This is a genomic window from Mesorhizobium sp. M0954 (assembly GCF_040319155.1).
In the GTDB taxonomy this organism is placed as follows: Bacteria; Pseudomonadota; Alphaproteobacteria; order Rhizobiales; family Rhizobiaceae; genus Mesorhizobium.
Window position 1 is genome coordinate 38,621 of sequence record NZ_JAMYNR010000038.1, and the last position, 13,152, is coordinate 51,772.

General features: G+C 60.9%; 8 protein-coding genes and 3 pseudogenes. 6 read left to right on the forward strand and 5 right to left on the reverse strand.

The annotated features are described in order from the left end of the window. Window positions 1-157 precede the first annotated feature (157 nt). From rlxS to nolL, 3 genes and pseudogenes are all read left to right on the forward strand, one after another. Entirely contained in the window at window positions 158-2,128 is a 1,971-nt protein-coding gene (gene rlxS / locus NKH93_RS30675; protein WP_352974889.1) for a relaxase/mobilization nuclease RlxS, read from the forward strand. Between the two features lie 1,042 nt (window positions 2,129-3,170). Next, window positions 3,171-3,428, forward strand: a complete 258-nt coding sequence (locus NKH93_RS34410) for a hypothetical protein (protein WP_502896523.1) — start codon at window positions 3,171-3,173, stop codon at window positions 3,426-3,428. 980 nt (window positions 3,429-4,408) lie between these two features. Next, window positions 4,409-5,476, forward strand: a pseudogene (gene nolL, locus NKH93_RS30685) (nodulation factor fucose acetyltransferase NolL). Between the two features lie 9 nt (window positions 5,477-5,485). Here the strand turns inward: nolL and NKH93_RS30690 are convergent. Together NKH93_RS30690 and NKH93_RS30695 are read right to left on the reverse strand one after the other, a co-directional pair. Continuing rightward, window positions 5,486-5,734 (reverse strand): annotated as a pseudogene (locus NKH93_RS30690) (hypothetical protein); the annotation flags it as partial. A gap of 766 nt (window positions 5,735-6,500) precedes the next feature. Further along, window positions 6,501-8,147, reverse strand: a complete 1,647-nt coding sequence (locus tag NKH93_RS30695) for an MFS transporter (RefSeq protein WP_352508099.1) — start codon at window positions 8,145-8,147, stop codon at window positions 6,501-6,503. Between the two features lie 512 nt (window positions 8,148-8,659). On the opposite strand from NKH93_RS30695, the pseudogene NKH93_RS30700 reads away from it, so the two are divergent. Next, a pseudogene (locus tag NKH93_RS30700) lies at window positions 8,660-9,515 on the forward strand (class I tRNA ligase family protein); the annotation flags it as partial. 56 nt (window positions 9,516-9,571) lie between these two features. Continuing rightward, complete coding sequence (locus tag NKH93_RS30705) at window positions 9,572-9,880, forward strand: hypothetical protein (RefSeq protein ID WP_352690169.1); 309 nt, start codon at window positions 9,572-9,574, stop codon at window positions 9,878-9,880. 213 nt (window positions 9,881-10,093) lie between these two features. On the opposite strand, the gene NKH93_RS30710 is transcribed toward NKH93_RS30705, so the two are convergent. The 3 genes from NKH93_RS30710 to NKH93_RS30720 all read right to left on the reverse strand — a co-directional run bounded on the left by NKH93_RS30710 (window position 10,094) and on the right by NKH93_RS30720 (window position 12,539). Then, window positions 10,094-10,603 carry a GNAT family N-acetyltransferase gene (locus NKH93_RS30710; protein WP_352453588.1) on the reverse strand — a complete coding sequence of 170 codons (510 nt, stop codon included), beginning with the start codon at window positions 10,601-10,603 and terminating at the stop codon, window positions 10,094-10,096. After that, window positions 10,604-10,888: a type II toxin-antitoxin system TacA family antitoxin gene (locus tag NKH93_RS30715; protein ID WP_352493107.1), complete on the reverse strand. Its 285-nt coding sequence runs from the start codon at window positions 10,886-10,888 to the stop codon at window positions 10,604-10,606. A 466-nt stretch (window positions 10,889-11,354) separates the two neighbouring features. Continuing rightward, window positions 11,355-12,539 (reverse strand): glycosyltransferase family 9 protein, encoded by a 1,185-nt coding sequence (locus NKH93_RS30720; RefSeq protein WP_352493108.1) that lies wholly within the window; start codon window positions 12,537-12,539, stop codon window positions 11,355-11,357. Window positions 12,540-12,858: 319 nt separating this feature from the next. Between NKH93_RS30720 and NKH93_RS30725 the strand changes: the two genes are divergently transcribed. After that, window positions 12,859-13,014 carry a hypothetical protein gene (locus NKH93_RS30725; protein WP_352493109.1) on the forward strand — a complete coding sequence of 52 codons (156 nt, stop codon included), beginning with the start codon at window positions 12,859-12,861 and terminating at the stop codon, window positions 13,012-13,014. Window positions 13,015-13,152: the final 138 nt, after the last annotated feature.

Below are 13,152 nucleotides of genomic sequence, written 5' to 3' on the forward strand. Positions count from 1 at the left end.
GCAGGGAGGCAGGTCCGGGAAGGCAAGATAAAGGCATCGCCTCCTGGAGGCGGCGAAGTCTTTGTCTGCACATCGTTTTTCATGGAGGCTGCCTTCAGCGTCAGGAGAGCTTCTGCCGACAAGACTTTGATTTTGCTCAAGATTACTAGGAGGCTCAATGCAGGATGAAGAGTTCAAGCCGAGCCTGGGCAAAATCGGATCGCGCGGCTCGAAGGCAGGCAAGCGTTTCGCCGGCCAGATCCGCGCCGCGATCAACCGAGCCGGCGGCGGCAGCGGTCGCCCTGGCCGCTTCATCGGAAGCCGGGCGGGGCGCGGCGGGGCTGCTGCCGCCGTTCTCAGAGCGCGCGACCGCCACGCGGCGTTTCGGCAGCGGCGCGCCGTCGTCAAGGCGCGTATCGTTAAGCTGGCCGGCAAGGGTGTTGACGGGGCACGTGCACACCTTCGCTACCTCCAGCGCGACGGCGTCACCCGCGAAGGGGAGCCTGGCGAGCTCTATAGCGCCGACAGCGACCGCGTCGATGGCAAGGCGTTCATCGATCGTGCCGATGGCGACCGGCATCAGTTCCGCTTCATCGTCGCCCCTGAAGACGGCATCGAGTATGATGACCTGAAGCCGCTCACGCGGCGCCTCATGGCGCAAATGGAAGAAGACCTCGGCACCAAGCTCGACTGGGTCGCTGTCGATCATTTCAACACTGGTCATCCGCACACCCATATTATCGTCCGCGGCAAGGACGACCGCGGCGAAAATCTTGTCATCGCGCGAGACTACATCTCGTCTGGAATCCGTGAACGGGCGGCCGAGCTGGTCAGCCTCGACCTTGGCCCGAGAACGGACCGCGAGATCGAGCAACGCCTGCGCCAGGAAATGGAGCGGGAACGCTTCACCAGCATCGATCGGCAGCTGCTCCGCCTGCGCGACGATGACGGGCATGTCTCACCGGCCAGCCGAGACACGTTTCGCCAGACGCTGCACCAGGGGCGCCTGCGTAAGCTCGAGCGGATGGGTCTGGCTGAGGAAGTCGGCTCGGGCCGCTGGCGCCTTGATGGCGAGCTTGAAGCGACGCTGCGCCGCATCGGCGAGCGGGGCGACATCATCAAGACCATGCACCGCGAACTGACCGGCAAGGGGCTCGCCCGCAGTGTCGCCGACTATGTTGTCCATGATCGTTCTGCAGAGCAGATGCAGCCTGTCGTCGGCCGCATCATTGCGCGCGGCCTGGCCGACGAAATCACTGACCGCCATTACCTCGTCGTCGACGGCGTGGACGGCAAAAGCCACTATGTTGATATCGGCAAAGGCGAGGCCACCCAACCGACGCCAGAGGGCTGCATAGTGCGGGTCACGCGGAGGGACACCGGGCCAAGGCAAGTCGACCGCACAATTGCCGAGATCGCCACGGCCCATGACGGGCGCTACAGCGTCGATATCCATCTCAAGCATGACCAGTCGGCCACCGAACGCTTTGCCGAAACGCACGTGCGGCGACTGGAGGCGATCCGCCGGGCGACCGGTCGTGTCGAGCGCGAGCCGGACGGCACCTGGATCGTCGCACCGGATCATCTCGACCGTGTGTCTGACTACGAGCGTCAGCGGGCCGGGGCCGAGCCTGTCACGGTTGACAAGCTCTCATCGACGCCGCTGGAACAACAAGTCAGCTTCGACGGCGCCACCTGGCTCGATCGAGAGCTGGTTTCCGACATACCGGAGGCCTTGCACAGCTCTGGTTTCGGCCGCGATGTCCGAGAGGCGCAAGGCCGCCGACGGCAGTGGCTGATTGCGCAAGGTCTTGCTCGGGAAGAGCAGGACCGGATCGTCTATCGCGCCAACATGCTTTCGATGCTGCGCCAACGCGAGTTGAACCGCGTGGCCGGCCAGTTGTCGAACGAACTCGGTCTGCCCTATTCTGAAGCCCAGAGTGGAGATCGAATAGAAGGCACGCTCCGCCGCTCCGTCGAGCTCGCCGGCGGAAAATACGCTGTCATCGAGAAATCGCGCGAGTTCACGCTGGTGCCATGGCGGCCGGTGCTTGAGCATCATATCGGCAAGGAGGTTTCCGGCGTCGTGCGTGCAGAGGGGATTTCATGGACCATCGGCCGGCAGAGAAGCGGACCAAGCATTTCGTGACATGGCTACACAACTTCTTTGCCCGCGTTGAAACGGGTACTCAGTCCGGACGGAGTTCGCCTGCTAATTGCCCGCGGCATTGATCTCGCGAGGGATAAATGGCTGGTCGTGCAAGACTTATCGTTCGCTCTACAAAAAGCGCCCCAGTCATTCATCGTATTCCATGGTTCTGAGCCAAAACCCTCCTGCGCCACCACGGCACTCTTCCCGGTGCCACGGAAGCCCCGCCGACGACGGCGGTGCCGGCCTGGTTGCGCAGGGCTGCCCCCGACCCGAACAGTTGCGGCGCATGAGGACATTGCAATCACTGCAGGTGCGGCCATCGGCGCGCTCGATGCGATGGTCCGCCAGCTAGAGAGGTGGGCTGGCGCCTGGTGACAGCGCCTAGGGCTTTCGGCGGCCGCGGTACGGCGAGCAGGCTCGCGGCGTCGAGGATGAAGCCGCACTTCGCGATGTTCTTCTGCTCACACGACCGGGAGACGAGGTCGGCCCCGCGGGCCGGATGCTGTTGGCCGGGCGTGAACTGGCAGCCCATCCCGCTGAGGATCTTCTAACGGGAGAAACCTCGCTGCGGTGGGGAAGATTTCGATCGTCGCCCGCGACGACGAGGCGGTCAGCGACCTGACCAGACGAGCTCGGCAGCTTTCCGCTGCGGCATGGTGACCGGCGCGATCATGGCCGCCGAATGAGATCGCTTCGAACGCACCGTCGGATGCTGGCTCGCCGACGCTTTACTGGCGCAGCGCCTGGGAGGGCAATGCGGTGCCGCTACTGGGCACCGAGGCAGCTTTGGGCATGAGACCCGATCAATCGCGCCGGGCCGCAACGGTCATTGCGGCATCTGGAGTCGAGGCCGGGTCAGACCGGGGGAAAAACTGCTCGTCGCGTAGGAGCCCCGCGTTGCGCGCCGTCGATCTTTCCGCCCAACTCGGCGCCGCGCTGACCGGGGCCTGCCATTGCCCCGAAACTGAGGCCAAGGCGACGGACCCGCCCTGCGTATACCGACGCCCGCCGCGCCGCCGTCGGCGGAAACGAGCGGGCCGTGGACCTCACACAATCTGAGGTGCTGATGACGATGTGCATCGCCTACTTCCATCCGCACTCCTACCCACGAGCTCACCCGTGCGCCCGCGGTGCTGCGAACCCGCCGACGAATATTTGGCAGAAGCCGGAGTGGGCGCTCACCCGCGACGATTTTTTTGGCCTTGACCGGGCCGGGCGGCGCGACCCGAGCGTCGGGACAAAAAGCCGGGAAGGGGAGGGCACCAGCCCGGTTGAAGCCAAGGGCATGATGATGTGAGGACGATCTGCTGGCAAGAATTTGCGCAGATCGATGCTGTCCTGGCGCGCTCGTCGAAGATTCTGAGCGGCGCCGACGTGGCTGCTCGAAGGGAGAACACTTCACTGCGTGACCGTCCGGACCTGATTACGATCTCCATTGGAATAAAGAAGAACGACGGGCCGAATGGCAGGGTGGATCGCCAAGATGCGCGATCTGCCGGCTGTCCTGCGCGCATGCGGCACTCGCCACCATGAGCTTTACGACAAAATTGCCGGCACAGGCCGATTTCAAGAAGGTCTTGCTCTATGCTATCAGGAGGCGATCGCACGCAGCGCAAGATCGGCCAGTGCGGATGCTGGCCAAGCTGCCCGGCGCGTCGTGAGATGTTGCCCGTCGGATGGTGACGCTTTAGATCAGGCGGATCTCCACCCAGCGCCGCGCAGGTCGAACCCAGCGATTTTGTGGCACGCGCTCGAAAGGTGCTGCACCGCGGGAATTGCCGCCTCATCCATGCACTGCAAGAGTCACGAAAGGACGGTGACCCCCGAAGCAAAATCCTATCCGTGGGCACTCACGTGCGCCTGATGCGCACGTATCCATCGTGCGCATGCGTTCCATAAACACAATCGATTTTACCGACCAAAGAGAATAGCGGATACCGCCCGTTTCTTGAGGAAGGCTTATGGAACGACCGGCGCCGCTTGACCATTCGAAACCAATCGAAGTTGGCCGGCGCGAGCCCTGAGTTCCGGTTGATCTACATTCCAGGCGGCGGCACTGCCGCTATTGAGGCGATGAGGACGAAGTTCAATGGAAATATTGGGGCCTTCTAACCCAGAACAGGCCTGTTCCGCTTGTGTCGTGCTGCGGCCCTCATCCTCTCCATTACCGGCTGGATTGGGATGCGACAATCCAGAATGGGATCCGAAGATGCCGTGCGGGAACCACTCTAGAACCAAAGTGGAAGCAGTAACGGCAGGATATCGGCTGGAGGTCTGATGCTTAATCACAAAACAGTCGGTTCGAAGGGGCGCGACCCGTGCCCAGAAGGGACAAAGGCCAGAGACCTAAGCTTCGATTTCGCCAAAGGCGTCCTCATTATATTGGTGATAATTGGGACAATATGTTATCTATCGAGGCACTGACGACTTTTGGCTGTCGCCATATTTTAAGTCGATCTACATGTTTCACATGCCTCTGTTTATGGCGATAAGTGGATATCTTTCTTCGGGAGCGATTCTGCGCAAATCGTTCCCTCAAGGCGTCAGTGATCGAGCAATGCAACTAGCATTGCCAATGCTTTTTTGGTGTGCGTTGATTTGGATATCGAAGGCCGCCGTAATGTCTTCGGCGAACAGTTTAACCAGTGGAATGTTGGATTTTCTTAGGGAGTTCATTGGCACATACTGGTTCATCTGGGCAGCTTTCGCGTCCTTCGTCCTGATAAAGTTGCTCACGACTTTCAATGGCTCGTCGGTGTGGATCATAGGCGCATCTGCAATTGCGATCGCATTCGCGCCCGTCCCGTGGTCAATAACCCCGTTGGTACGATACACATACCCATTCTTTTGTTTGGGGTTCTTGTTTGCGCAGCCGATCGGATGGCAGGCAGCTAGCATCAGGCGCCACAAGGCTATTTTTGTGGTGTTACTTTCGATGGCTGCGTTCACGTGCTTTCTTGTTTGGGGAAAGGAAACGTACGTCTACAACAATCTTGTTTTGATCTACGATGCACAGTCGGCCAAACAAGTGTTGCTGATGTTCGCTGGCTCGGTAGCAACTTCTGCAGTGGCGATGCAGCTTATATTCCTATGCTGGAGAGTTGGCTATTCAACTCGCGTAGCTCGCTTTGTCGCGCTGGAGCTTGGTCAGAGCACACTGCTGCTTTACCTGCTTCAGGGTGCCGTGTTTCGCTTCATGGATCTAATACCGTTCGGAGAGCTTTGGGATCTCGCGAGCAGAATCGAGAGTTCGCCACTTTGCTTGGTTTGGCGATTGTTGTCACAGCGATGACAGTTCGCAGGATTGTGCGCCACCTTGGATATGTGTCGCGGAGCTATGCTTAATTTATGATGTGACTGCCGACAGTTGGCATTGAAGTCATTGGCGAGCCATGCCGGCGTGGCATTCCCCTCACGGATCACTTGATCCGCCGCCCGAAGTAAGGCGTGCCTGTAGGCCGGGATCGGTCCCGAATGCTCGTAGGACGGCAATTCGCTCGGGAGCCCGATCAGATTTGAAGCTCCGCGACCGTCTGGCGCCGACCGCAGCCAATGAAAGAGCGTCTGACCGATCGTCGCGTTCATCTCCAGAAGCCCGCCTAGTATGTTGTGACCACTGCTGTGGCAATGCAGCAGTCCTGGATGGCTGCATCAAATAGGTCCAAGATGCCCCGGGTGCGCTTCCACCGCATCACCGGGACCTTCGCTGCAGCTAAATGAAGAAAATCCAGGCGCGCGCTGAAGCATCGTAAAAAATTCATGGATTATGTCAGCTAATAAAATGACCCGATCCAATTTCAGTCGATCAATCAGCGCCCTTCGTCGGGGCTGTCGGTCCGCATCGCGCCTGGCGACGGCGCTATGCTGGTGCTCCTACGGCCGCCCTGTTGAACCGCTTTCTCCAGCACCGAACTGAATTGGTCCCGCTGGCGGACATTTCGATGCTTCCGCCTTGCGGGCCTTCTTTGTTGCGGCCGGCTCTGCGGCACGGCTGCGCCGACGTGAACGTGCTTGGCGGCACGTTTTGTGAGGGAGGGAAAGAGGCGCGCGGCCCTCTCCCTGCAAGTCGCCGCTGGCGGATTCCTCCGTCTGCCCGCTTCGCTCCGTGCAGACCGGGGAGACCCCTCCGCCCCCTTGCTCGCGCTGCTCGCCACGATGCAGGGGGACAGGCGACCTGAACCCGTGCCCAAGCCGATCTGATGGCAGAGGCGGTGGGGCTGGACATGGGCCCGTGGTGGACGTACGTGCCACACAAATCCTCATGCTCGCCTAACCGACCGCAACGTATGGCAATCCGGGCAGTCCCGACTAAAGATGGAGTAGGTCTCGGCCATTCCCGTGTCCGAACCCAGAAAAGTTACTGGTTTCCTTACGGGCGCGATACAAAGGGCACGGGCTGGACTTGGCTGCCGGGGGCGGGGCTTGTCGACCGCTCGATCGAAAGTGAGAGACGAGGAGGAGAATCACCGACCTGCAGAGCGGCAAGGCGCTCGCCTACCTCCCTGTCAGTCACCGTTAGCCGATGGTTTAGACGAAGATAGTCCGTCCATGTCGGCGTGCGGAATGTCTCGGTCCAAAGAGTCGAGTTCTGAAGATCGCGCTGGAGGGTCCAGTCCCGCGCACCGGCACGGCTCTGAACGCGCCGCCTTTCGCGCATGCAGCTCAGAAATTCCTCGATATTCTCCTCGGGTATCGAGTACTCCACCTTGATCACGATCGGGCCGCTCCTGGGCTTCAAATCGAGGGCCAGTTCTGGTGGCCTGAAGTCGAAGGCCCCTTGATCCGATTCCTCCCATAGCCGTACCGGCAATAGCTTTCCCACGGCTGCAACCAGCAACAGCGCCGCTGCAGCACCTTCCAAAGCCCACGTCAGGGAATAGTACTGCGCGACAGCACCCCAGATCCAGCTGCCCGCTGCCATGCCGCCGTAGGTCAGGGCGTAATAGATCGACAGGGTGCGACCAACGACCCACCTTGGGCTTGCCAACTGCACACACACGTCGGTTCCGGTCCAGGTGACAACCCAGCCTGCGCCAGCGATTGCAAGCGCGATCGCTGCTACAGCCACCGATGATGTGAGAGCCAGTAAAAGGCAACACGTTGCGCAAGCAACGGATGCGAGCGTGATCAATCGATTTTGGGACGTGATGCGTCGCAAGTAGCTATTGCCAATGCCCGCGATGAAGGCGCCTGTGCCGAAGCCGGCTAACAGGACGCCGTAAACAATTGGCCCCCCCGCCAGTTGGTCGCGAACCACGAGGGGGAGCAGAGCAAGGATCGAGATGCTTGACAGCCCGAACAGGGTTGCGCGCACGATCGCCACTCTGATCTCCGAGGAGATTGCCGTGAAGCGCATGCCATCATGAATGGCCGTCGTCATCCGCTCGCGCGGAAGAGGCGAAGAGCGAACTTGCCACTTGGAGCGCAGCACAGCGCTCAACGGGACCAGGTCGGTCAGCGCAGCGAAGGCGAAAGCCGTAAGGGGGCCCAGCAAAGCCAAAATTACACCGCCCAGCGCCGGTCCTATGCTCCGAACCACGTTGTACCCCACCGACATCAGCGTCACTGCAGCGGGTATGTCGCGCTTTTCCAGGATGTCGCCGACCGAGGCGTGCCAGGCTGGATCATTCAAGGCAAAGCCGCATCCCGCCAAGAAACTCAGTCCCAAGATCAGCCATGGACTGACAAAGCCGAGTCCAACAGAGAGAGCCAGCGCCGTGGATGCCAGTGCGATCAGGCAATGTCCGGCAAGCATCACGCCGCGGCGGCTGAAGCTGTCTGCAATCGCTCCAGCAAGGATCGACAAGAAGAAGGCGGGCAGTGTCGATGCAGCCTGCACGAGCGCAACCATCAGATCGGAGGCTGAAATCGTTGCCATAAGCCAGCTTATAGCCACGCTCTGCACCAGCCAGCCAAGGCTGGATATCTGCGTGGCTGTCCAGATCGAACGAAAGACCGGATTCTGAAGAGGGATCAGTGTGTTTGCCGCAAAGGGCGGGGAATCTTGACGCCGCATGACTTCTCACCTCCACCACGTAGTTCTTTCACTCACTCACTCGCTGACAGCGGTGCGCTTACGCACAGCTGCGTCACAACCAAGTTCCGATATCGCGCTCGCAACAAAGTAGATGTCGCATCCACGGTGCCGATGCGCGATGAGTGTGCCAGTTGGGCGTCAGCTGGTCTGGGTCGCGCAGCCCGATGGGGTGCGGTCTGCCCTGCGACTCTTGGCCTTGGACGGTGCTACCGCCCCGATGGCCGGGTTGTCAAACTGCCACGGTGCTAGCAGCGCCCATCCCATCCTGACAGGCATGAGCATACGACGCAGTGCATCGCTGGTATCGGAGGCGGGTGCAAGATCAAGGGTGGCATCGTCTTGACAAGTACGAGCTGGTGGGCGCCTTTGCCCGACCTACACATCGGCGATTCATGGGGCCGCCGTTCAACTCGTTGGTCTATGCGCAAAAAAACATAATACGCTTGTAAAAGACGTTTCGTGTCGGCGCAGGCGCCGAGGAGGGCGCGGAAGCCTTGAGCATCGTCATCCCGCCACCGAACGTCACCGGCTCGCTGCACATGGCCATGCGCTCAACAACACGCTGCAGGACATTCTGGTGCGCTTCGAGCGCATGCGCGGCAAGAACGTGCTGTGGCAGCCCGGCATGGATCACGCCGGCATCGCCACGCAGATGGTGGTCGAGCGCCAGCTTATGGAGAAGCAGATCCACCGCCGTGACCTGACGCGCGACGAGTTCATTGAGAAAGTCTGGGAGTGGAAAGCCGAATCCGGCGGCGCGATCTTCAACCAGTTGAAGCGGCTGGGGGCCTCGGCCGACTGGAGCCGAGAACGTTTCACCATGGACGAGGGCCTATCCAAGGCGGTGCTCGAAGTGTTCGTCACGCTCTACAAGGAAAGGCCTGATCTACAAGGACAAGCGCTTGTCAACTGGGACCCGAAGCTCTTGATCGCGAGTCCGACCTTGAGGTCGAACAGCAGGAGGTCAACGGCAACCTCTGGCATTTCCGCTACCCCGTCGAGGGCGAGGTTTTGGATCCGGAAAATCCTAAAACCTTCATCACCGTGGCGACGACCCGCCCGGAGACGATGCTGGGCGATATGGCGGTCGGCGGTGCATCCCGACGACGAGCGTTTCCGGCATCTTGTCGGCAAGAACCTCATCCTCTGCCGATCGTCGGCCGCAGGATCGCGGTGGTGGCGGACGAGTATTCTGATCCGGAGAAAGGCAGCGGCGCGGTCAAGATCACGCCGGCGCACGACTTCAACGAATTTGAGGTCGGCAGGCGCCATAAGTTGCCGGCGATCAATATTCTCACCGTAGAGGCGGCGGTCACCCTCACGGACAATGACGACTTTCTCGCCGGGACGACATGGTGCGTAGTCGCCATGCTGCCCCTGGCCAGATCGTAGATGACCTCGGCTTGTTCGCCATGGCGAGCCGAAGCACGTTGACGGCCGTGCCGGGTGATGCGCCGTCCCAGACTATTATCCCAAAATCGGCGCGCGCCATCTCCCGGTCTTTGGCGGCGTACAGCCCAGTCGCCCAGATCATTGCGGGGTTCCTTGGCCGCATGGAAGACCCCGACATGTTTGTAGCCGTAGCCCGCGAGCAGGCCCTGCGCCTCGGCATCGGCTCCAGAGGCGTCGCCAATCAGCACGCCGTGCACGGCAACAACGATTGGGCGGATCCGAGCGATGGCAGGTTCCGGCAGCTCAAATATCTCGCGTGAACCCCCTATGAATATCATCGACATCATGACTTTCCCTTCTCTCCAGGGCTCCCTCGCTCTGACCGCCGTCTCCCTCTGGCCCTGCGTGAGGGGTCACCCGAACGCCGAGACGGCGAAGCCGGCTCGGGGAGCGGCGGGACGCCGCAACTAGAGCCCGGTCGGCGGCAGGCCGGCGCGCAGACCTGCCGCTCCGGAGGCGCTACGCGCGCGGAGCTAGTGGCCTTTGTCGGCCAGCCAGAGGCTCACGTCCTGGATCGAGCGCATGAGCACCGACGGATTGTCCCGCGCGGGAATGAAGCCCCAGCTCTGCCAGTAGCGCTCTGCCTCGGCGTCGATCGCCCGCACCACCACCGCGCGGCCGCCGACGATGTCGGCGCCGGCGACGCAGCGATACAGCGCGTCCTTGACCAAGCCGCTACCGACGCCTTGTCCGGCATAGCGGTGGTCGACGGCGAGTTGTCCGATCAGCAGGCAGGGGATCGGATCGGGCGGGCGTCCGGTGCGGATGGCGCGCGGTGCGCTATTTGGCTGGATCACGCCCGGCGCGAGGCCGTAATACCCGACGACTGTTCCCTCGTCGTGAACGACCAGGACGCGGGTAAACCCGCGGGCCTGGTTCGTTCGCGCGAAGCCGGCCAGCCAAGCATTGAGCGCCGGCTTGCCGCAATCGAAGCTGTCGAGGCGGTGTGCGTGGTCGAGGAGTTCGATGCCTGAAAGCGCCACCTAGCGGTCCCAGGGCGAGGACCGACGCAGCCGCTCGGCCGCCTTCGCCGGGGGCGCAGCGGCCGGGGCTGAGATCGCCTGCATGAAGGCGTCATAGGCTTCCGGGGACACGCGGATGACGGTTTCGTTGAGGATGGCCGCCTGCGCCTCGTGCAGCGCGGCGCGCCGCATGAACTCCGTGCGCGACAGGCCGAGCAGCTCCGCGCCGCGGTCGATGATGGTGAGATCATCGTCGCGAAACCGCATCGAGACGGGTGCTTCCTTCCTGGTGGGTGTGGTGGCCATGGCGCGCTCCTGTGCTGCGGACGTATATACGTTAGTGTAACGCGGAACGCAATACTACGTTCCCTGGCGACGTCTCGTGGCGGATGGTCTCAGGATTTCTCGCCGCATCGGTTCTTCTCGGCTTCTCGCCCCAGTCGCCATTGCCGCAACCCAGAGCAAGGTGGCTTTGGTCAGCTCCGGCGGATCAATTACGGCTTAGGAAGCGCATTTGTTTTTGGCGGCCGGATGAGCGGGTCCAGAAGCGAAGTCGCTGCCATGACTGTCGCCGGACCAGCCCCGGCTATCCCGAACCTGATAAACATCTGACGCGATGGCGACTTTCGGGCCGTCACGCCACAAAGGAGGAACGGCTATGAAGGCTGGGCGGCGGCACTTTCATTCTCAGGCGCCGCTCTATGCCACCTGTCGGCCAATGTGACATCGCCACTGCGGTCCGGGCAATCGCGGTTGTGGTGACCGCGAGCCACTAAGCTTGTGCCGTACCCTTACAATGATTCATCAAGGCGTTTACCTCGGCAATCACGAGATCCGGCGTGATGTCGAACTTGCATCGGACTTTGACCGGACAATGCCGCACTTGGTCCAGACCACATCCGCGACATTCAATAACACTCATAAGCATGCTGACCAAGGGACCTCGAAACCCCCAAATCTCCGGTAGATGTGACGCCGTGAAAATGCCGATAGTAGGGCGGCCAAGCTGGGCAGCGACATGGCCGGTGCCTGAATTGTTCGAAACGACGAGCGCGGCCGAATTCACGAGACAATTGAATTCCAATTCTGACAAGTCGACAGCCGTCCGAATGTTCGCGGCTCCACGTTCCCTAGCTATCTTCGCAACCTCCTCAAGCGCTTCCAGGCATTCGCCACGGCCAACGAGGACCACCTCACCACGGGTCGAAAGAGCAGCGACAACTTTGCCAAAACTTTCAATCGGCCAATCTCGCAGGCTGGAATTGGAGAACGGAGCCACGACAATCGGGGCATTGCCTGTAGTCGAATTCTGTGGGTGACCCGCTCCGCTTTCGAAATAGGCAGCTGCCTTTGCGACCAGAAAGAGGAGGATTTCTGACACATGCTGGAGACGCACCTGCTTACGGTCAATGAACCAATCAAGCCATCTACGGGGGATTTTGTTAGCAAGCCCTATTTTTTGGACCAGCTTGTAGAAAATGGTTCTGCGCAGTTTCAGATTGAATGGCGCTATCGCAATATCGATCTGATGCATGCTGTACGGATCAACTATCGCCGCACGGTGCCTGGCGGGGACTTCAAGCAAGATGGGCCTTGTTTCTTCCGGAACACGCATATCAATGGCAAGATCAAACTCGCCGGTCAGCAGCGGCCTTATGTCGGCGGCTTCTTTGCGCGTTTTGACTTTTGGGTTGCGAGGAAAAAAGTCAAAAGCAATGTGATCGTCGGCGAGGTCGAACTGTTTTGCAGTAGCGATGTTCCAGCTTCCCACCACCAGCGTAATGTGGGCATGCGCAAAACGCTGACGAAGGTCCTTTAGGGGCCCTAGAGACATCCAAAAGTCGCCGACATGATCAAGCTTGAGGACCAAAATTCTCATCCTTGCGCTTGACTGTTCCGGCTCTTCCCAGCTGCGGTATATAATTTGATTGCCGTCGTGCTTTGTAAAATATGCCATTGCCATTCCGAAGATTATACGGTCAACACTGATAGCCCAGTGACGCGTGTGTAGGGTTGGAGTGCTCCCCACTTGTCCGCGTCTCCGCAAGAATTCTGCCATCAGATCCAAGCCGCGCTCCAGCAGGAGCTGTCGGGCGAAGTCTGCATCTCTAGCGGTGGTAGCGCGCCAAGAAGCCAGCTATGTCCCGACCCGCAATGTGAAGGGCTTCGTCACGGTCTTGCATGCAGTGAGTTCGAGAAACGCCGAGTAGACGGCGTTCGCCAAGCCGCCGTCCCCAGATCTCGAGCATAACGGCTGTGGCCTCGCTCTTTGGTCGATGCTGATCCTGAATGAGACCGTCGCCGCCGGCGACGACATCGCCGGCCGGATTGACCGTCTCCGGCACGCCCTGTCGCTGTGGTCCCGCATCATGGTGGTTACAAAGGACCCGCCGCAGGCGCTTTTTTCTGCGCGTCCGGGTCGTCCAACATGAAGTGGACGAATCAACCCTGTGATGAAGTCGACCGCCGGCGCGCCGGGGGGGGGGGGGGGGGGGCGGGGGGAGCCGGGCGGGGGGGGGTGGGGCGGGGGGGCGGCGGGGGGGGGGGGGGGGCGGGGGGGCGGGAGGGGG